General features: G+C 66.9%; 24 protein-coding genes. 10 read left to right on the top strand and 14 right to left on the bottom strand.

Annotation, left to right across the window (positions count from 1 at the left end; translation table 11 throughout):
- Positions 1-16: 16 nt before the first annotated feature.
- The 4 genes from trhA to VGV37_RS14485 all read left to right on the top strand — a co-directional run bounded on the left by trhA (position 17) and on the right by VGV37_RS14485 (position 3,464).
- Positions 17-655, top strand: a complete 639-nt coding sequence (gene trhA / locus VGV37_RS14500) for a PAQR family membrane homeostasis protein TrhA (RefSeq protein WP_326880413.1) — start codon at positions 17-19, stop codon at positions 653-655.
- A gap of 198 nt (positions 656-853) precedes the next feature.
- Positions 854-1,411: a ubiquinol-cytochrome c reductase iron-sulfur subunit gene (gene petA / locus VGV37_RS14495; RefSeq protein WP_326880412.1), complete on the top strand. Its 558-nt coding sequence runs from the start codon at positions 854-856 to the stop codon at positions 1,409-1,411.
- An 11-nt stretch (positions 1,412-1,422) separates the two neighbouring features.
- Positions 1,423-2,676: a cytochrome b/b6 gene (locus tag VGV37_RS14490; RefSeq protein ID WP_326880411.1), complete on the top strand. Its 1,254-nt coding sequence runs from the start codon at positions 1,423-1,425 to the stop codon at positions 2,674-2,676.
- Positions 2,676-3,464 (top strand): cytochrome c1, encoded by a 789-nt coding sequence (locus VGV37_RS14485; RefSeq protein ID WP_326880410.1) that lies wholly within the window; start codon positions 2,676-2,678, stop codon positions 3,462-3,464. The genes VGV37_RS14490 and VGV37_RS14485 overlap by 1 nt, the downstream gene beginning before the upstream one ends.
- A 63-nt stretch (positions 3,465-3,527) precedes the next feature.
- Here VGV37_RS14485 and VGV37_RS14480 read toward each other — a convergent pair whose 3' ends face one another.
- Entirely contained in the window at positions 3,528-3,824 is a 297-nt protein-coding gene (locus VGV37_RS14480) for a hypothetical protein (RefSeq protein WP_326880408.1), read from the bottom strand.
- 188 nt (positions 3,825-4,012) lie between these two features.
- Here VGV37_RS14480 and VGV37_RS14475 point away from each other — a divergent pair, with 188 nt between their 5' ends.
- From VGV37_RS14475 to VGV37_RS14450, 6 genes are all read left to right on the top strand, one after another.
- On the top strand, positions 4,013-4,891 hold the full coding sequence (locus tag VGV37_RS14475; protein ID WP_326880407.1) for an S-methyl-5'-thioadenosine phosphorylase: 879 nt from the start codon (positions 4,013-4,015) through the stop codon (positions 4,889-4,891).
- A gap of 4 nt (positions 4,892-4,895) precedes the next feature.
- Positions 4,896-5,984: an S-methyl-5-thioribose-1-phosphate isomerase gene (gene mtnA, locus VGV37_RS14470; RefSeq protein ID WP_326880406.1), complete on the top strand. Its 1,089-nt coding sequence runs from the start codon at positions 4,896-4,898 to the stop codon at positions 5,982-5,984.
- Positions 5,977-6,639 carry a class II aldolase/adducin family protein gene (locus tag VGV37_RS14465; RefSeq protein WP_326880405.1) on the top strand — a complete coding sequence of 221 codons (663 nt, stop codon included), beginning with the start codon at positions 5,977-5,979 and terminating at the stop codon, positions 6,637-6,639. The genes mtnA and VGV37_RS14465 overlap by 8 nt, the downstream gene beginning before the upstream one ends.
- A gap of 68 nt (positions 6,640-6,707) precedes the next feature.
- On the top strand, positions 6,708-7,565 hold the full coding sequence (locus tag VGV37_RS14460) for a VOC family protein (protein ID WP_326880404.1): 858 nt from the start codon (positions 6,708-6,710) through the stop codon (positions 7,563-7,565).
- Entirely contained in the window at positions 7,562-8,023 is a 462-nt protein-coding gene (locus VGV37_RS14455; RefSeq protein ID WP_326880403.1) for a GNAT family N-acetyltransferase, read from the top strand. Before VGV37_RS14460 ends, VGV37_RS14455 begins: the two co-directional genes overlap by 4 nt.
- A 12-nt stretch (positions 8,024-8,035) precedes the next feature.
- Positions 8,036-8,647, top strand: coding sequence for a DJ-1/PfpI family protein (locus VGV37_RS14450; RefSeq protein ID WP_326880401.1), 612 nt, complete (start codon positions 8,036-8,038; stop codon positions 8,645-8,647).
- Positions 8,648-8,654: 7 nt separating this feature from the next.
- Here VGV37_RS14450 and VGV37_RS14445 read toward each other — a convergent pair whose 3' ends face one another.
- The 13 genes from VGV37_RS14445 to rfaD form a co-directional block, all read right to left on the bottom strand.
- Positions 8,655-9,101 (bottom strand): MaoC family dehydratase, encoded by a 447-nt coding sequence (locus tag VGV37_RS14445; protein ID WP_326880400.1) that lies wholly within the window; start codon positions 9,099-9,101, stop codon positions 8,655-8,657.
- A gap of 162 nt (positions 9,102-9,263) precedes the next feature.
- Complete coding sequence (locus VGV37_RS14440) at positions 9,264-9,935, bottom strand: dienelactone hydrolase family protein (protein ID WP_326880399.1); 672 nt, start codon at positions 9,933-9,935, stop codon at positions 9,264-9,266.
- 100 nt (positions 9,936-10,035) lie between these two features.
- Complete coding sequence (locus tag VGV37_RS14435) at positions 10,036-10,860, bottom strand: AIM24 family protein (RefSeq protein ID WP_326880398.1); 825 nt, start codon at positions 10,858-10,860, stop codon at positions 10,036-10,038.
- Between the two features lie 78 nt (positions 10,861-10,938).
- Positions 10,939-12,039, bottom strand: a complete 1,101-nt coding sequence (ychF, locus tag VGV37_RS14430; RefSeq protein ID WP_326880397.1) for a redox-regulated ATPase YchF — start codon at positions 12,037-12,039, stop codon at positions 10,939-10,941.
- 180 nt (positions 12,040-12,219) lie between these two features.
- Positions 12,220-12,852, bottom strand: a complete 633-nt coding sequence (gene pth, locus VGV37_RS14425) for an aminoacyl-tRNA hydrolase (protein ID WP_326880396.1) — start codon at positions 12,850-12,852, stop codon at positions 12,220-12,222.
- Positions 12,853-12,883: 31 nt separating this feature from the next.
- Positions 12,884-13,498, bottom strand: a complete 615-nt coding sequence (locus VGV37_RS14420; protein WP_326880395.1) for a 50S ribosomal protein L25/general stress protein Ctc — start codon at positions 13,496-13,498, stop codon at positions 12,884-12,886.
- Between the two features lie 189 nt (positions 13,499-13,687).
- The gene (locus VGV37_RS14415; protein WP_326880394.1) at positions 13,688-14,620 is read right to left on the bottom strand and encodes a ribose-phosphate pyrophosphokinase; all 933 of its coding nucleotides are present in this window, start codon (positions 14,618-14,620) and stop codon (positions 13,688-13,690) included.
- A 150-nt stretch (positions 14,621-14,770) separates the two neighbouring features.
- A complete protein-coding gene (locus VGV37_RS14410; protein ID WP_326880393.1) occupies positions 14,771-15,643 on the bottom strand; it encodes a hypothetical protein in 873 nt (290 codons plus the stop codon).
- A 56-nt stretch (positions 15,644-15,699) separates the two neighbouring features.
- A complete protein-coding gene (locus tag VGV37_RS14405; RefSeq protein ID WP_326880392.1) occupies positions 15,700-16,851 on the bottom strand; it encodes a Xaa-Pro peptidase family protein in 1,152 nt (383 codons plus the stop codon).
- Between the two features lie 33 nt (positions 16,852-16,884).
- Positions 16,885-17,619, bottom strand: a complete 735-nt coding sequence (pgeF, locus tag VGV37_RS14400) for a peptidoglycan editing factor PgeF (protein WP_326880391.1) — start codon at positions 17,617-17,619, stop codon at positions 16,885-16,887.
- Positions 17,620-17,660: 41 nt separating this feature from the next.
- Positions 17,661-18,716, bottom strand: coding sequence for a class I SAM-dependent methyltransferase (locus VGV37_RS14395; protein WP_326880390.1), 1,056 nt, complete (start codon positions 18,714-18,716; stop codon positions 17,661-17,663).
- A 4-nt stretch (positions 18,717-18,720) separates the two neighbouring features.
- Entirely contained in the window at positions 18,721-19,530 is an 810-nt protein-coding gene (lgt, locus tag VGV37_RS14390) for a prolipoprotein diacylglyceryl transferase (RefSeq protein WP_326880389.1), read from the bottom strand.
- Complete coding sequence (gene rfaD, locus VGV37_RS14385; protein WP_326880388.1) at positions 19,527-20,513, bottom strand: ADP-glyceromanno-heptose 6-epimerase; 987 nt, start codon at positions 20,511-20,513, stop codon at positions 19,527-19,529. The genes lgt and rfaD overlap by 4 nt, the downstream gene beginning before the upstream one ends.
- Positions 20,514-20,746: the final 233 nt, after the last annotated feature.

The following is a 20,746-nucleotide window of genomic DNA, read 5'->3' as shown; positions in this document are numbered from 1 at the left end:
CGTGGCGGGAGCGCCGATGCCTGACCGATTGCCCAGGGGCCATATCCTGCTCGACCGCACGATCCTTGCCGTGACCGCCGGATTCGCGGTGGTGGCGCTCGTGCTGCTGACCTGGCGCGGGCTGAGCACGACGCCGCGCGCGGCCGTCGCCGGGATCGTCTACGGCCTGACGCTTGCCGCCTCGGCCGTCGCCTCCCTGATCTACAATACCGGCTTCAAGACGAACAAGACCAGCCTGTGGCGCTTCGCCGACCATATCTGCATCTTCCTGCTGATCGCCGGCACCTATACGCCGCTGTCGCTGATGGGCCCCAAGGATGGCGTCGGCTTCCTGCTGATCCCAATCTGGGTCATGGCGGCGGTCGGCATCGGGCTGAAGCTCTACCTGCGCCTCAAGCACGAGCGGTGGTTCATCCTGTTCTACCTGGCGATGGGCTGGACGGTCGTGTTCGGGCTGAACCAGCTGGTCGCCAGCTTTTCCACAACCGTCCTGACGCTCGTCGTGATCGGCGGGCTGGCCTACAGCGCGGGCGTGATCTTCTATGCGCTCGACGCCCGCTGGCGCTGGGGCGGGGCGGTTTGGCACGCCGCCGTACTCGTAGGAACGGCGACACACTTCGTGGCGATTTTCAGCTTTGTCCTTCCGGTGGGTTGACTTAATGCCCCGAGGTCAGCCAAAGGAAGCCCTGACGACTTCTCGGTGCGGGTTTTTTCCGCTACGGTGCCGCCGGCTTTCGGCTGACACCGTTGCAAAGCTTGCGACCGCGTGTCACATGGGCCGTCCCGCAGGGCGCGATAGCTTCCGCGCCGTGGGCCGGCCCGTGTTGCCGTTTCGATCCCCAAGAGGTAGCTGATGGCGGAAACGACGAATATTCCTGGGACTGGTCACCACGGGGACGGCCAGACGCGCCGGGACTTCCTGGTCCTGACGGCCACGGCTTTGGGCGCCGTCGGCGCCGCGTCGGTCGCCTGGCCTTTCATCAACAGCATGAACCCGGCCGCCGATACGTTGGCGATGTCGTCGACCGAGGTCGACCTGGCTCCGGTCGCCGTCGGCCAGAGCATCACGGTCGTGTGGCAGGGCAAGCCGGTGTTCATCCGCCATCGCACGGACAAGGAGATCAAGGAGGCCGCCGACGTCAACGTCGCCGAGCTCCGCGATCCCCAGACCGATGCGTCGCGCGTGAAGAAGACCGAATGGCTCATCGTCATCGGCATCTGCACGCATCTCGGCTGCATTCCATTGGGCCAGAAACCGTCGGATCCGCGCGGCGAATATGACGGCTGGTTCTGCCCGTGCCACGGCTCGCAGTACGACAGCTCCGGCCGCATCCGCAAGGGACCCGCACCGCTCAATCTGGCGCTGCCGCCCTACGCGTTCAAAACCGACACTTCGATCAAGATCGGCTAGGGGCAACCGCAATGACCGCAAAGGCCTCGCAGAACAAGGTCATCCGCTGGATCGACCATCGCCTGCCCATTTTCACCTACCTCGACCACGAACTGAACGAGTATCCGACTCCGCGGAACCTGAATTATTTCTGGAACTTCGGATCGCTCGCCCTCGTCATCCTCGTGCTCATGATCGCGAGCGGCATCTTCCTCGCGATGAACTACACACCGAACGCGGAACTCGCGTTCAACAGCGTCGAGCGCATCGTGCGCGACGTGAACTATGGATGGCTGCTGCGCTACATCCATATGAACGGCGCCTCGATGTTCTTCGTCGTGGTCTACATCCACATCTTCCGCGGGCTCTACTACGGTTCCTACAAGGCGCCGCGCGAGCTGCTGTGGATGCTGGGCGTGGTCATTCTCCTCTTGATGATGGCGACGGCCTTCATGGGCTACGTGCTGCCGTGGGGCCAGATGAGCTTCTGGGGCGCCACCGTCATCACCAACCTGTTCTCGGCCTTCCCGGTCATCGGCGAGCATATCGTCACCTGGCTGTGGGGCGGCTTCGCGGTCGACAACCCGACCCTGAACCGGTTCTTCTCGCTGCATTACCTGCTGCCGTTCGTGATCTGCGCGGTCGTGGGATTGCATATCGTGGCGCTGCACCAGCACGGCTCGAACAACCCGCTCGGCATCGACATCAAGGGCAAGCAGGATTCGATCCCCTTCCATCCGTACTACACGGTGAAGGACATGTTCGGCCTGGCGGTGTTCCTGCTGTTCTATTGCGGGATCATCTTCTTCGACCCGAACTTCTTCGGCTCGCCGGACAATTACATCCCCGCGAATCCGATGGCGACGCCGGCCTCGATCGAACCGGAATGGTACTTCCTGCCGTTCTACGCGATCCTGCGCTCGCTGCCGGACAAGCTCGCGGGCGTGCTGGCCATGTTCGGCGCCATCGCCGTGCTGTTCGTGCTGCCCTGGCTCGACACCTCGCCGGTCCGCTCGGGCAAGTTCCGCCCGATCTTCCGCCTGTTCTTCTGGCTGCTGCTGGCCGACGCCATCATCCTGGGCGTGGTCGGCGCGCATAAGCCGGAGGGCTGGTGGGTGCTGATCGGTCGTCTGTCGACCGCCTGGTACTTCCTGCATTTCATCATCATCCTGCCGATCCTCGGCAAGCTCGAGCGGCCGCTGCCGCTGCCCACGAGCATTGCCCAGACGGTTCTGAAGGGTGGCGCGCGCACCGTCGTCGCCGGTGCCCGGATGGAGAAGCCTTAATGATCCGTCGGTTCCTTCTTGGCGCGGCGTTTGCCGTTACGGCCGCCGTCACCCAGCCGCTCGTCGCTCCTGCCGCGTACGCGCAGGAAGCGGCGGCAGAGCCCGAGCTGCTCAAGGGCGACTGGTCCTTCAGCGGCATCTTCGGCACGGTCGACAAAGCGTCGGCGCAGCGCGGGCTGCAGATCTACAAGGAGGTCTGCTCCAACTGCCACGGCCTCTACGAGATGAGCTACCGCAACATCGCGGCCCTCGGGTACAGCGACGAGCAGGTCAAGAACTTCGCCGCCCAGTTCCAGGTCAACGACCTGAATGACGACGGCGCGGTAATCCAGCGTCCGGCCAAGCCGTCAGACAAATTCGTGCGGCCCTTCCCGAACGAGAAAGCGGCGCGCGCCGCCAACAACGGCGCCTATCCGCCCGACCTGGCCTTGATCGTGAAGGCGCGCGAGGGTGGCGTGAACTACGTCTACTCGTTGCTGCAGGGCTACAAGGACGCGCCCAAGGACGTGAAGCTGGCCGACGGCCAGTATTACAACATCTACTTCACGGCCGGCGGCCAGAAGATCGGCATGCCGCAGCCCCTGACCGACGGGGCGGTGACGTTCGAAGGTGGCGCTCCGAACGACCTGAAGAGCGAGGCGCACGACGTCGCGACTTTCCTCGCTTGGGCGGCCGAGCCGGAGCAGGATGCGCGCAAGCGCCTGGGCGTTCGCGTCATGCTGTTCCTGATCGTGCTGACCGGCGCGCTCTACTACGCCAAGCGGAAGATCTGGTCCGACCTGCACTGAGAGCTCCCGATCGACGCCGGATGAGACAAGGCCGTCCCTCGCGAGAGGGGCGGCCTTCGTCCTTCAATCGCCGACGGTCTTGCCGTGGGTGCTGCCATTGTCGCCGCTCTGCGCGCCGGGCTGGGCTGGCACCGCGTAGGGCGGCGGCGTCACCTTGTCCTTCGCGGGGATGCCGTCCGGACCGACGTGGGTTACCGACCCGGTCGCCCCGGTCGAATTCACGCCGGGCCCGGTGTCGTTACGGCTCGGCGTCGGCGTGGTCCCGATCGGTGCCACCTCGCCGGGCCTGCTCGTCGTCTGTGCGACCGCTGCGCCGGCGAGCACCACGGCGATCGCGATCCCGAGAATCCTGGTTTTCATCGCCCGTCTCCTTCCAGTGCTCCCCGTGTGCAAAACAATCCGTCGGACCGGCCAGCGGTTCCGCTCGGCCGGTTCGTCGGCGGGCATCAGGTCCCGCTTTTTTCCACGCGACCGCACCGGTTCCGCTGGCTAAGATCCGGCCGCGTATCTCCGGCGAGGCCGGGCGATTTCAGACGAGGAACGGACATATGGCGCGGCCGCGGATCGGCATTATCGGGGGCAGCGGGCTCTATCAGATCGATGGGCTCACCGACGTGGAGTGGCGCAAGGTCGAAAGCCCGTTCGGCACACCGTCCGACGACCTGTGCTTCGGCCGCCTCGCCGGCGCCGACGTGGTGTTCCTGCCGCGCCATGGCCGCGGCCACCGCATTTCACCGACCGAGATCAACTATCGCGCGAACATCGATGCGCTGAAGCGCTCGGGCGTCACCGACATCCTGAGCCTGTCGGCGGTCGGCGGCCTGCAGGAACGCTACGCGCCCGGCACCTTCGTGATCGTCGACCAGTTCATCGACCGGACCTTCGCGCGCGACAAGAGTTTCTTCGGCACCGGCTGCGTCGGCCATGTCTCGGTCGCGCGTCCGGTCTGCTCGCGCCTGGGCGACGCGCTGATGGGCGCCAGCGACGGGTTGGGCATCGATATCCTGCGCGGCGGCACTTACCTGGTGATGGAAGGCCCGCAATTCTCGACCTTCGCCGAGAGCGAGCTCTATCGCGGCTGGGGCTGCAGCGTGATCGGCATGACCAACATGCCCGAGGCGAAATTGGCCCGCGAGGCCGAGATCTGCTACGCCAGCATCGCGATGGTCACCGACTACGACTGCTGGCACCAGGGCCATGACGATGTGTCGGTCGAGATGGTCGTCCGCGTGTTGCTGGGCAATGCCGAGAAGGCGAAGGGCCTGGTGAAGGCTGTGCTGCCCCATCTGGCCGGTCACGAAGGCCCGTGCCATGCCGGCTGCCAGACCGCGCTGGAGCATGCGATCATGACCGCGCCCGACGCGCGCGACCCGGCCGTGCTGGCCAGGCTCGACGCGATCGCCGGCCGCGTCCTCAACAAGGCCTGAGCCCATGCGCGTCGACGGCACCCCCATGCGGACGATCTGGCCGGTCGAGGACCGGCGCGTCGGCATCATCGATCAGACCCGGCTGCCCCACGAGTTCGTGACGCTCGAACTGGCCAATCTCGACGAGGCGGCCCACGCGATCCGCGCCATGCTGGTGCGCGGCGCGCCGCTCATCGGTGCCGCGGCCGCCTATGGCGTGGCATTGGCGCTGTCCGCCGATCCCTCGGATGCCTCGCTGGCCCATGCGGTCGCGGTGCTGGGTGCCACTCGGCCGACTGCGATCAACCTGCGCTGGGCGCTCGACCGGACGCGGCGTCATCTGGCTGAGCTCGCACCGGCGGAGCGGGCGGCTGCGGCCTGGCGCTTCGCGGCCGCAATCGCGGACGAGGATGTCGGCATCAATGCAGCGATCGGCCGCCATGGGCTGGGTCTGGTCGAGCGGGCGCGCAAGGGTGACGGGGTGGTCAACATCCTGACCCATTGCAATGCCGGCTGGCTCGCGACGGTCGACATCGGCACGGCGACCGCGCCGATCTATGCCGCCCACGACGCCGGCATTCCGGTCCATGTCTGGGTCGACGAGACCCGGCCGCGCAACCAGGGCGCCGGGCTGACCGCCTGGGAACTGGGCCGCCATGGCGTGCCGCACACGGTCATCGTCGACAATGTCGGCGGCCACCTGATGCAGCATGGCATGGTCGACCTGTGCATCGTCGGTACTGACCGCACCACCGCGTCGGGCGACGTCGCCAACAAGATCGGCACTTACCTGAAGGCGCTCGCGGCACACGACAATGGCGTGCCGTTCTATGTGGCGCTGCCGTCGCCGACCATCGACTGGACGCTCGACGACGGGGTGAAGGAAATCCCGATCGAGCAGCGCGACGGCACCGAGGTCTCGCTCGTGCCCGGCCGCCTGGCCGACGGCACCATCGGGCACGTCCGCGTGACGCCTGAGACGAGCCCGGTCGCCAACTACGCCTTCGACGTGACCCCGGCACGTCTGGTGACCGGCCTGATCACCGAGCGGGGCGTGGCGCCGGCCTCGCGCGAAGGACTGCTGACCCTGTTCCCGGAACGCCGTCATGCTTGAAGACACGTTGGAGCTTCGCCGGGCGCTGATCGCGCATGCGCGCAAGCTCACGACCTCGGGCCTGACGCGCAACACGTCGGGCAATCTCAGCCACCGGGTGACCGGCGGCTTCCTGGTGACCCCGTCGGGCATGGATTACGAGCGGCTGGAGCCGGACGACATCGTGTTCGTCGATTTCGACGGCAAGGCCACGGGGCGGCGTTTGCCGTCCTCGGAATGGCACTTCCACCGCGAGATCCTGGCGCGGCGCGCCGAAATCTCGGTCGTGCTGCACGCCCATTCGCCGTTCGCGACCAGCATCGCCTGCCTGCGCGAGGGCATTCCGGCGTTTCACTACATGGTCGCGGTCGCTGGCGGCGCCGATATCCGGTGTGCGCCCTATGCGACCTTCGGCACCCGGGAACTGTCGGACCTCGCGGTCACGGCGCTGGAGGGTCGCAAAGCCTGCCTGCTCGCCAACCACGGCCAGATCGCGCTCGGCACGGACTTCACCTCGGCGCACAAGCTGGCGGTCGAGGTCGAGACCCTGGCCGAAATGTACTGGCGCACCCGTCAGATCGGCACGCCGATCATCCTCGACGCCGTCGAGATGGCGATCGTGCTCGAGAAATTCCTCAGTTACGGCAAGCAGCCGGCGCTGCCTGCGCGAGAATGACGGGCAAATTATAACCGGACAGCCCCAGGGCGGGCCCGCGGATGCAACCAGTTTCGGGTGATAGACGCATGGCGCACGGCATTCTCGGTATCGACCACACGCTCGTCGGCGTGGCGGACCTCGACCAGGCGGCGATGGCCTGGACCAAGCTCGGTTTCACCTTGAGTCCGCGCGGCCGGCATATCGGTTGGGGCACGGCGAACTATTGCGTGATGTTCGAGCGCGACTACATCGAACTGCTCGGCATCCTCGACCCGACGCAGTTCGTCAACGGGCTGGACGGGTTCCTGGCCAAGCGCGGCGAGGGGCTGATGGGCTTTGCCTATGCCAGTGCCGACAACGCAGCGACCCGCGAGTCGCTCGTGGCGGCGGGGCTCGCCGCGAGCGAGCCCAAGGATCTGGCGCGCCAGTTGGAGCTGCCCGAGGGCACGGCGCTGCCGCGCTTCAAGCTGGTGTTCCTGGCCCCCGAAACGGCGCCCGGGGTCGCCAGCTTCGTGACCGAGCACCTGACGCCGGAACTGCTGCGCCGGCCGGAATGGCTGGTGCACGCGAACGGCGCCGTCGGCCTCAAGGGCCTTACCATCGCGATCGACGATCCGGTCGCGCTGGTGCCGGCTTACGAACGGCTGTTCGGTCCCCAGGCGGTCAACCGGACCGACGATATCGTTACCGTCCACGCCGGCCGCCACACCATCCTGTTCGCCAACCGCTGGGACCTGGAAGCGCTGCACCCGGAGCTGGAGCTGCCAGAAGGCGAAGTGGGTGAGCCGCGCATCGTCATGATGACGCTCGCCTCGTCCGACCTGGAGCGGACCATCGACCATCTGACCTTCGGGCAGATCGAGTTCGAGCAGCGCCGCGGCCACGCGATCCTGGTGCCGGGCTTCATGGCGACCGGGGCCGCCCTGGAGTTCGTCGCGGCATGAGCGAGCGGCTGCAGTGGCGCCGGTTCGAGGAACTAGGCACGGGGGAGCTGTATGCGCTGCTGCGCCTGCGCGCCGATGTCTTCGTGGTCGAGCAGAACTGCGTCTTCGCCGATATCGACGGCAAGGACGACCTGGCGCTGCATCTGCTGGCCTGGGTCGGCGACACGCTCGGTGGCTATCTGCGCGTTTTCGGGCCGACCACGGCGCAGGGTGCGGCCAAAATCGGCCGGGTCGTCGTGGCCCCGGCCTTGCGGTCGACCGGTCTCGGCCGGCGCCTGATGGCCGCGGCGCTGGAGGAAATCTCGCATCGGCTGGGATCCGTCCCGACCGAGCTGTCGGCCCAGGCCCACCTCGAACGCTTCTACGCCAGCTTCGGCTTCGTGCGCACCTCGGTCGACTATCTCGAGGACGATATCCTCCACTGCGACATGCGCCGCGAAATCGTCGTTTCCGCCTGACAGGAGCCCGGAATGGACATCGCCATCCTGACGTTCGACGGCTTCAACGAGCTCGATTCCTTCGTTGCCGCCCATATCCTCAATCGCCTGCGCGGCCGGGGCTGGCGCGCCCGGATCGTCTCGCCCTCGGCCGAAGTCACCTCGATGAACGGCGTGCGGGTTCACGCCGACGAGCCGCTCGAATTCGCCCGCACCGCCGACGCGGTGATCGTCGGCAGCGGCACGAAGACGCGCGAGATCGTAGCGGACGGCGCGCTGCTGGCGCGTCTGGCGCTCGACCCCGGCCGGCAACTGATCGGCGCGCAATGCTCCGGCGCCCTGGTGCTGGCCAAGCTGGGGCTGCTGGGCGGCCTGCCGGCCTGCACCGATCTCGCGACCAAGCCCTGGGTCGTCGAGGCCGGTGTCGAGGTGCTCGACCAGCCGTTCTTCGCGTCCGGCAACATCGCGACCGCAGGCGGCTGTCTCGCGTCGCAATATCTGGCGACCTGGATCATGCTGCGGTTGGGCGATGCCGAGGCGGCCGAGCAGGTGCTGCGCTATGTGGCGCCGGTTGGCGAGAAGGACCTCTACTGGCGCCGGGCGCTCGACGCGGTCACGCCATACCTGGTGCAACGCGCCGCGTGACGCCGGCTCAGCCGTGGCTGGGGGCTTTGACCAGGGCCTCGCCCTCGATGACGACGAGATCGCCGACCGAGCAGATTGTGGACAGCACGACTCGCCCGCGCTCCGTCAGCACCTCCTTGACCGTCACCCGCGCCTCGACCATGTCGCCGATGCGCACAGGCGCCTTGAACGACAGGTTCTGGCTGAGATAGATCGACCCGGGACCGGGCAGCTGCAGCGCGATCGCGGCGGAGATCAGGCTCGCCGACAGGAAGCCATGGACGATCCGGCCGTTGAAAGGGGTCGCGGCGGCATAGCGCTCATCCAGGTGAACCGGGTTCGTGTCGCCGGACAATTGGGAGAAGCTGACGACGTCGGCGTCGGTGATGGCGCGGCTGAAGAATGCCGTCATGCCGACCTTCAGCTGGTCGATCGAATAGCCGCGATGTTCGGGCTCGGAATAGAGTGCGCTCAACAGACGTCCCTCCTGCACGATTTTTATCGCTGTGCAGGATGGGTGAACGCGTCCTGCCGAATGCGGTGCATTTGACAGTTATGTTGCGGCGCAAACTGCGCGGACGCAACATTTTTATGCTGCGGCGCGATAAAGCGCCTGAAAATCAGGCGACTGGCCCGGTCAGACCAGATGCTGGCGGAAGAATTCCAACGTCCGCGTCAAAGCCAGTTCGGCGCTCGGCTTGTCGTAGCTGCCGCGCTGGTCGCAGTTGAAGCCATGGCCGGCCTGGTAGGTATGGATTGGCAGCGTCGGATAGCGGTCGATGATCTTCTGCACGTCGGTCAGCGGAATGCCGTGATCGGTCTCGCCGAAATGCAGGATGATCGGAATTTGCGGCTCGACGTCCAGGAAGGACGAGACGATCTGGCCGCCATAATAGCCGACCGCCGCGGACAGGCCGGCCAGCCTGCCGGCGGCCGCGAACGCGAGCGTCCCGCCCCAGCAATAGCCGACGATGCCGACCTTGCCGACGTCCTCGACCGCATCGATCGCTGCCTGCAGGTCGGCCAGCGTGCCGTCGAGCGGAATGGCGCTGCGCGCCTTGATGCCGGCGTCGACGCCGGCCTGGTCGTAGCCGAGTTCGATCCCGGGCTGGGCACGATCGAAAATCGCCGGCGCGATCGCGACATAGCCCTCGGCGGCGAACCCGTCGGCGACGTTGCGGATATGACCGTTCACGCCGAAGATTTCCTGCACGACCACGATGGCGCCTTTGGGCGTACCGTCCGGGTCCGCCCGATAGGCTCCCAGCTTGAAGCCGTCGGCGGCGGTCAGTTCGATCATCTGGCCCATCGGGATCTCCAACGAAGGCAAGGGAATGGCGCGGGAATGCGCGCCCGTTCGGGAAATGGGGGCGGGGCTCGGCGGCGCCAACCCCCGTGACCCATCATCGCTACCGGTCCTCGTCCCGGTTGCCGCCGAACAGGCCCGCCGCCAGGCCGCCCAGCACGCCGAACGCGGCGCTGGCGACATTGGCCGCGGCATTACCGTCGGATCGGTCGCGATTGTCGGCACCGGCGCTCATCAGCAGGGGCGAGGCGGATTGCAGCCCCAATCGCCCCGGCCCAGTGAAGCGGTTGAGGGTGATGCTGCTGCCGGCGAGAAAGCCGGTCGACAGGCCCGTGAGGTTGGTCTCGAGCTGGACCGACGGATCCTTGTACAACCAGCCGCCGGGCTCGACATCGATCTGTTCGCCCGGCGCCAGCGTCTTTTCGAAGACGTTGCCATGGCCGTGCAGCCAGACGATGCCTTCCCCGCCATTGGCATGGAACCGGTCGATGAAGAATCCGGTGCCGCCGAACAGCATGTTCGCGATGCCCGCCACCCGCTCCCAGGTGTAATCGATCGTATCGGTGCCGGCGAGAAACTGGTGCTCGCGCACGTGCAACTCCTGGCCCGGCGCCAGGACGACGGGGAAGATTTGGCCGACGCCGTCGCGCGACACGGCGATCTGGCCCGGTCCGCGCGCCTCGGTGATCAGGATCTGCATGCCGGCGATCATGCGCTTCAGCATGCCGGCGAGCGGCCGCACGCTGATCTGGACCGACGGTTCCTTCCACAACAGGATGTGATGTTCGAAGAAGATCGTCTGCCCCGGCTGCAGCTCGACCGTCAGGACGGGAACGAGCTCGCCCGACAGGTGGAAAGTGTAGCCGGCAGCATTGGCGTCTTCCAGCTGCGTCGGCAGCGGCGTCGGGCGGCGGTTCAAGAAGGCCATGATCGCAGATGCTCCTTCAGGGCGGATCCAACGATGCGGATCATGGCCCAAACCGACGGGCTTATGAAGAAGCGCCGGTCACACGTTGAAGCGGAAATGGAAGATGTCGCCGTCCTTGACGAGGTATTCCGAGCCTTCGAGCCGCATCTTGCCGGCTTCCTTGGCGCCGGCCTCGCCGTTGCAGGCGACGAAATCGTCGTTGGCGATGGTCTCGGCCCGGATGAAGCCCTTTTCGAAGTCGGTATGGATGGCGCCGGCGGCCTGGGGAGCCTTGGAGCCCTTCTCGACGGTCCAGGCACGCGCCTCCTTGGGACCGATGGTGAAGAAGGTGAGCAGGCCCAGCAGCCCGTAGCCGGCGCGGATGACGCGGGCGAGGCCGGTCTCCTCCAGGCCGAGCGTCTCCAGGAACTCGGTCTTCTCGGCCTCATCGGTCAGCTGCGAGACCTCGGCCTCGATCGCCGCCGAGATCACCACCGAGACGGCGCCCTGCGCCTTGGCGAATTCGGCGACCTTGGCCGAGAACGCGTTGCCGGTCGCGGCCGACGCTTCATCGACGTTGCAGACATAGACCACCGGCTTGGCGGTAATCAGGTCGAGGTGCTTCAGGATGATCTGCTCGTCATGGTCGAGCTTGACGGTGCGCGCGGCCTTGCCCTCGCGCAGGGCTTCCAGCACGGGCTTCATGACTTCGAGCTGGGCCTTGGCTTCCTTGTCGCCGCCGCGCAGCTTTTTCTCGGCGGCATGGACGCGGCGCTCCAGGCTGTCGAGGTCGGCCAGCATCAGTTCGGTCTCGACCGTCTCGGCATCGCGCACCGGATCGACCGAGCCCTCGACATGGGTGACGTTGCCGTCCTCGAAACAGCGCAGCACATGGGCGATGGCATCGGTCTGGCGGATGTTGGCCAGGAACTGGTTGCCCAGGCCCTCGCCCTTGGAGGCGCCGCGCACCAGGCCGGCGATGTCGACGAATTCGAGCTGGGTCGGGATGATCTTGGCCGATTTCGCGATCTCGGCCAGCTTGAACAGGCGCGGGTCGGGCACGGCGACGCGACCGACGTTCGGCTCGATGGTGCAGAACGGATAGTTCGCGGCCTCGGCCGCGGCGGTCGCGGTCAGCGCGTTGAACAGGGTCGATTTGCCGACGTTCGGCAGGCCGACGATGCCGCAGTTGAAACCCATGATGCCTTGCTTTCGCTTGATCGTTTGATCCCGCCGTCATCCCCGCGCAGGCGAGGATGACGGCGCAAACTGAAGGTTTGTCGCCTGAGGCGCGTCTGCGCCGAAATGAATCTTGTCCGCGCTGCCGCGCGTAACGGTCCGGATTCCCGCCTGCGCGGGAATGACGATGTCAGAGCAATACTATTTCTCAGCCTTGGCTGCGCGGGCCGCTTCGGCCTCGCGCTCTTCTTTCAGCGTCCGTTGCGGCGGATCCATCAGCAGCGCCACCTTGCTCATGAAGGCGGAGTCCTGGCCAGCCAGCATCAGCGGCAGGGCCTCGGCGATCGCCGGCATCTGCTTGTCGATCCACACGGTCTCGTCGGGCAGGAAGTTCTGCAGCACGTAATGCAGCACCAGGTCTTTGCGGCCCGGATGGCCGATGCCCAGCCGCATGCGCCAATATTCCTGGCCCAGATGGGCATCGATCGACCGCAGACCGTTGTGGCCGGCGGCACCGCCGCCGCGCTTGGTGCGCAGCTTGGCTGGCGCCAGGTCCAGCTCGTCATGGATGACGATGACGTCCTGGGGCTCGATCTTGTAGAAGCGCGCCGCCGGGGCGACGCTCTCGCCGGAATTATTCATGAAGGTCATGGGTTTCAGCGCGATAACGCGCTCGCCGCCAATGTCGCCCTCGTACAATTCGCCGTTGAACTTGTCTCGCGGGCTGCGGAATCCATGGCGGCGGACGATCGCGTCCACCGCCATGAAACCGATGTTGTGCCGTGTCCGCTCGTATTTCGGACCCGGATTGCCCAGGCCGACGACCAGTTTCATGGGGCTAGCCTTCAGCGCTGGGCCGACGTCGTCAGACGGCGGCGGCTTCGGCTTCTTCCGCCGTTTCCTCGGCCGACTTCACGGTCGGGGCCGCGATGGTGGCGATCGTGAAGTCGCGATCGCCGATCACCGGGTGGGCGCCTTCCGGCAGCTTGATCGCACTGATATGCACGGAATCGCCGATTTCCAGGCCGGTCAGGTCGACGTCGATCCGTTCCGGAATACTGTCGGCCGACACCGCCAGTTCGATGTCATGGCGCACGACGTTCAGCACGCCGCCGCGCTTCAGACCCGGGGAGGCCGCATGGTTTTCGAAATGCACCGGCACGTTGACGTGGGTCTTCGTGTGAGCCGTGACGCGCACGAAATCCACATGCAGCGGCTCGTCCGTCACCGGATGCAGCTGCACGTCGCGCGGCAGGGCACGATGCTTCTTGCCGTCGATGTTCAGGTCGAACAGATGGCTGAAAAAGCCCGGCTTGTTCAACTGGCGACCGAACAGCTTCGGGTCCAGGCTCAGCATCACGGGCTCTTTCTTGTCGCCATAGAGCACGGCGGGAATCCGGCCTGCACGGCGCGTGGCCCGGGCGGCCCCCTTTCCAGCCCGGTCACGAACCTCGGCCTCGAGAACGACGATCTCGCTCATTACGCACTCCTCAGTGATACGGGGTCCGACACGATGTCCGACCTCCGCGACGCCGACGGCCTCCAGGGGTGCCGCTCGGCGCTGCCGTCCCAGCTCGTTCGAACATGGGCGGCGAAACCAAAATGCGGCCAGCACCACCCCGGCTGAGGTGGTCCTGACCGCGAAATCCTTCGTTCGGAGCCGGGGCGGCTAGTCGAACAGGCTCGACACCGACCGTTCCTCCGAAATCCGCCGCATGGCCTCGCCGATGAGCGGCGCGACCGTCAGCTGACGGATGTTGTGCGACACGCGAACCGCCTCGGTCGCCTGGATCGTGTCCGTCGTCACCAGGGTCTGGATCGGCGACGAGGTGACACGGGCGACGGCACCACCCGACAGAACGCCATGGGTGATGTAGGCGGACGCGCTGACAGCGCCGGCGTCGATCAAGGCCGCGGCGGCATTGCACAGCGTACCGGCGCTATCGACGATATCGTCGACCAGCACGCAGCGCCGGCCCTTGACGTCGCCGATGATGTTCATGACCTCGGACACGCCGGCCCGTTCGCGGCGCTTATCGACGATGGCGAGGTCGGCGTCAAGCCGACGCGCGATCGAACGCGCCCGCACCACGCCGCCGACGTCGGGCGAAACGATGACCAGATCGTCGCCGGCGAATTTTTCCTTGATGTCGTTCACGAACACCGGGGCGGCCACCAGATTGTCGACCGGGATGTCGAAGAAGCCCTGGATCTGGCCGGCATGCAGATCCATGGTCAGCACCCGGTCGGCCCCCGCGGCCGTGATCATGTTTGCCACCAGCTTGGCCGAAATCGGCGTGCGCGGACCGGATTTGCGATCCTGGCGGGCATAGCCGAAATAGGGCAGCACGGCGGTGATGCGGCGTGCCGATCCGCGACGCAGCGCGTCGAGCGTGACCAGCAGCTCCATCAGATTGTCGTTGGCCGGATAAGAGGTCGACTGCACGACGAACACGTCCTCGCCGCGGACGTTCTCGTGAATTTCGACGAACACTTCCATGTCGGCGAACCGGCGCACGCTGGCCTTGGTCAGCGGCAGGTTGAGATATGCCGCAATGGCTTCCGCGATCGGCCGATTGCTGTTGCCGGTGATGATCTTCATGGAAGGCTCTGTCCAGGGCGGCGGGTCGAGACACTGTGCGTCGCCCCAGCGCGCACCCTCCCGAAAATGGCACGGACTTGTAACAAACCGCACGCCTGCAAGCAACCCGCCAGCCATGCATGGAGGGGATGCGGGCGTTGGCCGAAAACCCTAGTTCGAGATTGGGTTTTTCAACGGGATCGTCTTCACCACGCCCATGATCTGGTCGATGCCGGCGGTCGAGACCGCCATGCCGACGTCGCCCCAGGATCCGTCGAGCGAGCCGGCCGGAATGTCGTTCTCCTGGGATACCTCGCCGGCCTCGGTTCCATCAGGGCGATAGATGTGCCAGACGATCCGGACATGCTGCTGGCCCTTGCCCAGCGACGACAGCTCCACCATCGGCGCCACGACCACGGCGTCGACCGTCTGGCTGTCTGGGGTGACCTTTACGCCGGCGCGGGTCAGCAGGAAGCCCAGCGACCGGGGCAGGGCGGTCCGGCCGTCGCCCGGCGCGCCTTCGGTCGGGCGGATGAAGATCTGGCGGCCGGGATTGCGCTCGATCGGGGGCGCTTCCTGGATCATCGCGGCGATGCGCGGTGCCTCTGCCTTGCCGAGCGCTGCCAGGGTCTCGGGGGCGCCGCCGGTCCAGTCCGCGGCGGCGATGGTCGCCTGCTGGCGGTCGCTGCCGACGGTCTCGCCCTTGGCATTCCGCAACGTCCACTGGATGTCGACCATGGCGCTGCCGGCGGAAACCCGGGTCGCCGTGGCATCGCCGCTCAGGTGATAGCTCTGCCGGTTGGCGGCATGGGTGTCGGCGGGGATTTCCCGGTCCTGCAGCGCGGTCGCCATCGCCTGGGCCAGCGACGGGGCCTGGACGACCGGTTCGACCAGGATGCCGACCGTGTCGGCGACCTGCAGGATCGGCGCGTCGGGCGGCAATTGCGAATCGGCGAACGGATGGGGCAGGGGCTGGCAGCCGGCGAGGGTCAGGCCGACGACGAGGGCGAGCGGGGAGCCCGGGGCGCGCGCGAAACGGAACATCGAGGCGAATTCTTTCAGAAGCGGCGGTGAAGGCCCGGACAGCGACCCATGCGGCCTCATTTGATGACGAGATCGACCGATGCCGTCGAGAGTGTTTCCGCCTTGCGCGAACCCACGACCGAACTGCGGCCGAGGCTCATGGCGAGGCCGGTATCGGCATCGAACAGGATGATGTGGATGAAGAATACCATGCCCGGCTCCGCCTCGACCGGATTGCCGGCGTAGAACATCGGCCAGTCCATCCAGTTCGGCGCGAAGGTCGTGCCCATGCCGTAGCCGCAGGCGTTCAGGCGGGCATGGCGATAGCCGCGTGCGTCGAGCGTGCGGGCATGGGCGTCGAATACCTGGCCGATCGGGTTGCCGGGCTTCAGCGCCGCCTCGGCCGCGAACAGCGCATCCTGGGCCGCGGAATGCATGTCCTTCAATCGCGGATCGACCCGGCCGATGCCGACAGTGCGCATCAGAGCCGCATGATAGTGCCGATAGGTGCCGGCGAATTCGAGCGTCAGCTGGTCCTCGGCCGACAGGTGGCGCCGGCCGGTCTTGTAGCGGCACAGCAGCGCGTCGGCGCCGGACCCGATGATGAACTCGTTGGCCGGATCGTCGCCGCCGCCGCGGAAGATCGCGCCGTGCATGGCGGCAAGGATGTCGCCTTCGAACGCGTTCGGCCGGATCTCGGCATGGGCCGCGTCGAGCGCCGCGTCGGCCAGCTTCGCCGCTTCGCGCACGTAGGCGAGTTCCGCCGGGCTTTTGACCGCGCGCAGCCGGGTGACCAGGTCGGAGGCGTCGATCAGGCTGGCGAAGCCGTCGAACGCCGCCGCCAGGCGCTGGCCGTTGCGCGCGGTCAGGCCGTAGCTGTCCCATTCGACGCCGAGCTTCTTGCCGGCGAGCCCGAGGCCGGCGAGCAACCCTTTCAGCTCCTGCGCCGGCTGCGCTGCCGGACCGTCGACCCAGATCCGGATGTCCTCGATCACCGACGTATGCTCGGCCTGCAGCAGGTCCGGCGCGCGGGTCAGCAGCACCATCCGGTCGTCGGCGCCAAGATACAGGCACTGGAAGAACACGTAGCCGAACGTGTCGTAGCCGGAGAGGTAATACATGCTCTCCTGCCGGAACATCAGCAGCCCGTCCAGGCCGCGCCGCGCCAGCTCGGCGATGGCCGCGGCCCGGCGCTGTGCGAGTTCGTCCGACGTGAAATGGATGGCCATGAAGCGGGTTCCCTCGGCGGTCAGTCCGGGCCGTCAGTCGGTAAGAGCGATCGCCGACAGGCCTCGGCCATAGTCGGGCTCGCCCATCAAGGTGGCGCGCCGGTAACTGAAGAACAGGTCCGCCTCCGCGGCCGTGTCGTGGTGGCTGCGCTCGACGGAGCCCAGGCCGAGGGCGACGAGGCGCGCCTCGACCAGGCCCGGCAGATCGAACATGAAATGGCCGGGCCGGACCGACGGCACGAAAAACCGGTCGGTCCCGGCATCGAGCGCGGTGAACCGTTCCGGGAATTCCGGTCCCACCTCGTAGGATTGCTGCTGGATCGCGGGGCCGATCGCCGCCCGGATACGCCCACGCCGGGCGCCCAGCCGCTCCATCGCCGCCACGATCGCCTCGGAAATGCCGTCGCGCGTGCCTTTCCAGCCGGAATGGGCGGCACCGATCACCCGCGCTTCCATGTCGGCGAACAGGATCGGCACGCAATCCGCCGTCAGGATGCCCAGCGCCACCCCGGGACGATCGGTGACCATCGCGTCGGCTTTCGGATTTTCCGCCCGTGGCCAAGGTCGTTCCACCACCGAAACGTCGGCGGAATGGATCTGATGCACGGTTACCAGCGCGGTCGCGGGCAGATCGAGCAGCGCCATGGCGCGGGCGCGATTGGCCTCGACCCGCGCCGGATCGTCATCCGAGCCGAAGCCGCAGTTGAGCGACGCATAGAGCCCGTCGCCGCTGCCGCCCTGGCGCGTGAAGAAGGCATGGCGCAGCACGGACTGATCGGCCAGGGTCGGGAGGGTGACGAACGACTGGGTCAGGGCGGGCTCCGTTCGGGGGACGTGGCCGCGAGGACCTTGAACAGCCTGCCCATTTCCATGGGATCGAGCAAGCGGCGCACACCGGTCTTCAACCGTAGGCCGGCCGCTTCGTCCTTGCCGCGCAACAGCGCCTCAAGCCTCAGGTTCGCGCCGTTCTCGATCAGGAATTGGCCCTGCAGGGCCAATGGTGCGACATTTGCGCCGGCAGCCGCCAGGGCGTTGCCGAGCGCCTCGAAATCGACATGGGCGGTCAGGTCGGCTTCTCCCGCGTCGGCCAGGACCGGGGCATAAGCATGGGCCTTCAGCGCCTGGAGCGTCTCGCCGGCCGCGGTCTGTCCGTGGCCATAATCGATCAGCAGGGCGGCGCCGGGGGCAGCGGCCAGCCGCCGGCCGATCTCGCCGGCGATGGCGAGGCCGGGCTCGCAGGTTTCGAACAGCGCGCCGTCGCTTGCGGTGAGCGGTGGATCCACCGGCGGCGTCCCGATCTGCCCGGTCTCGAACGCGAAGGCGCCCGACCCGTCGAGCCCGACCAGCCGCTCGCGCCATCGGCCATGCTCGCGCAGCCATTGCCGGATCGGCAGGGCGTCGAACAATTCGTTGGCGATCAGCAGCATCGGGCCCTGGGGTACCTGCGCCAGGGCGTCGTGCCACCGGGGCGCCACATCCGGGTGAAGCCGCCGCAGGGTTTCCGCCTGCCGCTCGCGCAGCGTCGGGCTGGTCTCGACGAAATGGACCTCGACCGCCTGGCGCAGCGGCGGCACCACGCGGAGCGCGCGCAGCAGGTCGGCCATCAGGGTGCCGCGGCCGGGACCGAGCTCGACCAGGCGCAGCGGCAGCGGACCGCCCAGGCGCTGCCACTGGTCGGCGCCCCACAGGCCGATGATTTCGCCGAACACCTGGCTGATCTCCGGCGCCGTGGTGAAATCGCCGCCGGCACCCAGCGGGTCGCGCGAGCGGTAATAATGCTCGAGCGCCGCACCCATGAACCGGTCGACGCCGATCGGGCCGGATGCGCGGATCTCGTCGGCCAGGCGTCGTTCGAGCAGGTTCATGGCCTCAGGCGGTGACGGTCGTCGCCACCGGCTTGGCGCGCAGGATCAGCCAGATGCCGCCGAGCAGCAACGGGATCGACAGCAGCTGGCCCATGGTCGTGCCGAAGATCAGGAAGCCCAGCTGCTTGTCGGGCTCGCGGAACAGCTCGCTGACCGTCCGGGCGGCGGCATAGCCGATCAAGAACGCGCCGGTGATGACGCCGGGCCGCACGCGTGCCTCGAACGCGCGATCGAGCACCAGGGCGATGACGAACAGCCCGATCCCTTCCAGGCCGGCCTCGTAGAGTTGACTCGGATGGCGCGGCTCGGGCCCGCCGTTTGGAAACACCATGGCCCAAGGGACGTCGGTCGGGCGGCCCCACAGCTCGCCGTTCACGAAATTGGCCAGCCGGCCGAAGAACAGGCCCAGGGGCACGGCGCTGGCGACGATATCGGAAAAGGCGAACAACGGGATCCCGCGCTTGCGGCAGAACAGGATCATGGCGATCGTCACGCCGGCGCAGCCGCCATGGAACGACATGCCGCCGTGCCACAGCCGGACGATCTCCAGCGGATCGGTGCTGTAGAGATCGAACTGGTAGAACAGCACGTAGCCGATGCGGCCGCCGAGCACGACGCCGAGCGTAGCCCAGGTCAGGAAGTCGTCGACGTCGATGGTCTTGAGCAGCGTCGGCGGGCGCTTGGCCAGATAGAGGCAATAGCGCCAGCCGAGCAGCAGGCCGGCGATATAGGCGATCGCGTACCAACGGATGCCGAACCATCCGATGTGGAACACGAACGGGTCGAACGCGGGATAGGGAATGACGCCGATCATCGGTAGCGGTCCGCCTGGGTCAGGTAGTTTTTCACGTAGGCGGTCACGCCGTCTTCGAGCGAGGTCGGCTGGACCGGGCAGCCGGCGGCGCGCAGCCGGTCCATCCGCGCTTCGGTGAAATACTGGTAGTTCGCGCGGATATTGTCCGGCGTGTCGACGAAATGGATCTCGGGCTTGCGGTCGACCGCGGCGAACACGGCGTTGGCCAGGTCCAGGAAGCTGCGCGCCTTGCCGGTGCCGATGTTGAAAATGCCCGACAGCTTCGGCATGTCGTAAAGCCACATCATGATGGCGACCACATCCTCGACCGTCACGAAGTCGCGCAACTGGCCGCCGTCGGCGTAGTCGGGGTGATGGGAGCGGAACAGAGTGGCCCGCCCGCCGCCGATGACGTGGTCGGCGATCTGCGCCACGACGCTCTGCTGGCCCGCCTTGTGATATTCGTTCGGCCCATAGACGTTGAAGAATTTCAAACCGACCCATTGCGGCGGCGCCGGATAGCCGCGCTCGATCTGGCGCGCGACCCAGCGGTCGAACAATTGCTTCGACCAGCCATAGGCATTGAGCGGCGTCAGCTTGGCGAGCGCTCCGCTCGACCAATCGTCCTCGAACCCGGCCTTGCCGTCGCCGTAGGTCGCGGCGGACGAGGCGTAGATCAGCCGGACGCGGCTTTCGGCGCACCAGCCCCACAGCCGTTGCGACAGGGTGAGATTGGTCCGGACGATCAGGTCCGCGTCGCCCTCCGTGGTCGAGGAGACCGCGCCCATGTGGAACATGGTCTCGATGTCGCCGCGGCGTTCGTCGAGATAATCGAACAGCTCTTCGGGCGGAACGATCGCCAGCAGCTCGCGCTTGCCGAGATTGCGCCACTTGTCGCCCAGGCCCAGCCAATCGCAGACGACCAGGCTTTCACCGCCGCGCGCCTCGAGGGCGGCGACCAGATTCGAGCCGATGAAACCCGCGCCGCCCGTGATGACGATCATATCAACCGTTTCCTTAGCTTTGAGCGCGGACACGCATTCGATGCGGCCCCGCCCCCGGATTTATGGCCGAAGGCCGGGCGGGCGGCAAGCGTCGGTCCGGTCGGCGGCGCTGGCGAGCCGGTCCGGAGAAGCCGGCGCGGATCAGATGCGCCCCCATCGACGTTTGCCTGACGCAGGAAATATGCTAGCGCATGCGAAGATGAGGCGATCTATCAGGCAGGAAGGGGCTGACG

The organism is Aliidongia sp. (genome assembly GCF_035943795.1).
Lineage (GTDB): Bacteria > Pseudomonadota > Alphaproteobacteria > ATCC43930 > CGMCC-115725 > Aliidongia.
Note: the sequence above shows the minus strand (reverse complement) of the source record. Positions and strands in the feature narration are given on the sequence as shown.

Excerpts from the sequence above, each read along its gene's own strand:
- trhA (WP_326880413.1), top strand. The coding sequence starts at position 17 with ATGCCTGACCGATTGCCCAGGGGCCATATCCTGCTCGACCGCACGATC.
- petA (WP_326880412.1), top strand. The coding sequence starts at position 854 with ATGGCGGAAACGACGAATATTCCTGGGACTGGTCACCACGGGGACGGC.
- VGV37_RS14490 (WP_326880411.1), top strand. The coding sequence starts at position 1,423 with ATGACCGCAAAGGCCTCGCAGAACAAGGTCATCCGCTGGATCGACCAT.
- VGV37_RS14485 (WP_326880410.1), top strand. The coding sequence starts at position 2,676 with ATGATCCGTCGGTTCCTTCTTGGCGCGGCGTTTGCCGTTACGGCCGCC.
- VGV37_RS14480 (WP_326880408.1), bottom strand. The coding sequence starts at position 3,824 with ATGAAAACCAGGATTCTCGGGATCGCGATCGCCGTGGTGCTCGCCGGC.
- VGV37_RS14475 (WP_326880407.1), top strand. The coding sequence starts at position 4,013 with ATGGCGCGGCCGCGGATCGGCATTATCGGGGGCAGCGGGCTCTATCAG.
- mtnA (WP_326880406.1), top strand. The coding sequence starts at position 4,896 with ATGCGCGTCGACGGCACCCCCATGCGGACGATCTGGCCGGTCGAGGAC.
- VGV37_RS14465 (WP_326880405.1), top strand. The coding sequence starts at position 5,977 with ATGCTTGAAGACACGTTGGAGCTTCGCCGGGCGCTGATCGCGCATGCG.
- VGV37_RS14460 (WP_326880404.1), top strand. The coding sequence starts at position 6,708 with ATGGCGCACGGCATTCTCGGTATCGACCACACGCTCGTCGGCGTGGCG.
- VGV37_RS14455 (WP_326880403.1), top strand. The coding sequence starts at position 7,562 with ATGAGCGAGCGGCTGCAGTGGCGCCGGTTCGAGGAACTAGGCACGGGG.
- VGV37_RS14450 (WP_326880401.1), top strand. The coding sequence starts at position 8,036 with ATGGACATCGCCATCCTGACGTTCGACGGCTTCAACGAGCTCGATTCC.
- VGV37_RS14440 (WP_326880399.1), bottom strand. The coding sequence starts at position 9,935 with ATGGGCCAGATGATCGAACTGACCGCCGCCGACGGCTTCAAGCTGGGA.
- VGV37_RS14435 (WP_326880398.1), bottom strand. The coding sequence starts at position 10,860 with ATGGCCTTCTTGAACCGCCGCCCGACGCCGCTGCCGACGCAGCTGGAA.
- ychF (WP_326880397.1), bottom strand. The coding sequence starts at position 12,039 with ATGGGTTTCAACTGCGGCATCGTCGGCCTGCCGAACGTCGGCAAATCG.
- pth (WP_326880396.1), bottom strand. The coding sequence starts at position 12,852 with ATGAAACTGGTCGTCGGCCTGGGCAATCCGGGTCCGAAATACGAGCGG.
- VGV37_RS14420 (WP_326880395.1), bottom strand. The coding sequence starts at position 13,498 with ATGAGCGAGATCGTCGTTCTCGAGGCCGAGGTTCGTGACCGGGCTGGA.
- VGV37_RS14415 (WP_326880394.1), bottom strand. The coding sequence starts at position 14,620 with ATGAAGATCATCACCGGCAACAGCAATCGGCCGATCGCGGAAGCCATT.
- VGV37_RS14410 (WP_326880393.1), bottom strand. The coding sequence starts at position 15,643 with ATGTTCCGTTTCGCGCGCGCCCCGGGCTCCCCGCTCGCCCTCGTCGTC.
- VGV37_RS14405 (WP_326880392.1), bottom strand. The coding sequence starts at position 16,851 with ATGGCCATCCATTTCACGTCGGACGAACTCGCACAGCGCCGGGCCGCG.
- VGV37_RS14395 (WP_326880390.1), bottom strand. The coding sequence starts at position 18,716 with ATGAACCTGCTCGAACGACGCCTGGCCGACGAGATCCGCGCATCCGGC.
- lgt (WP_326880389.1), bottom strand. The coding sequence starts at position 19,530 with ATGATCGGCGTCATTCCCTATCCCGCGTTCGACCCGTTCGTGTTCCAC.
- rfaD (WP_326880388.1), bottom strand. The coding sequence starts at position 20,513 with ATGATCGTCATCACGGGCGGCGCGGGTTTCATCGGCTCGAATCTGGTC.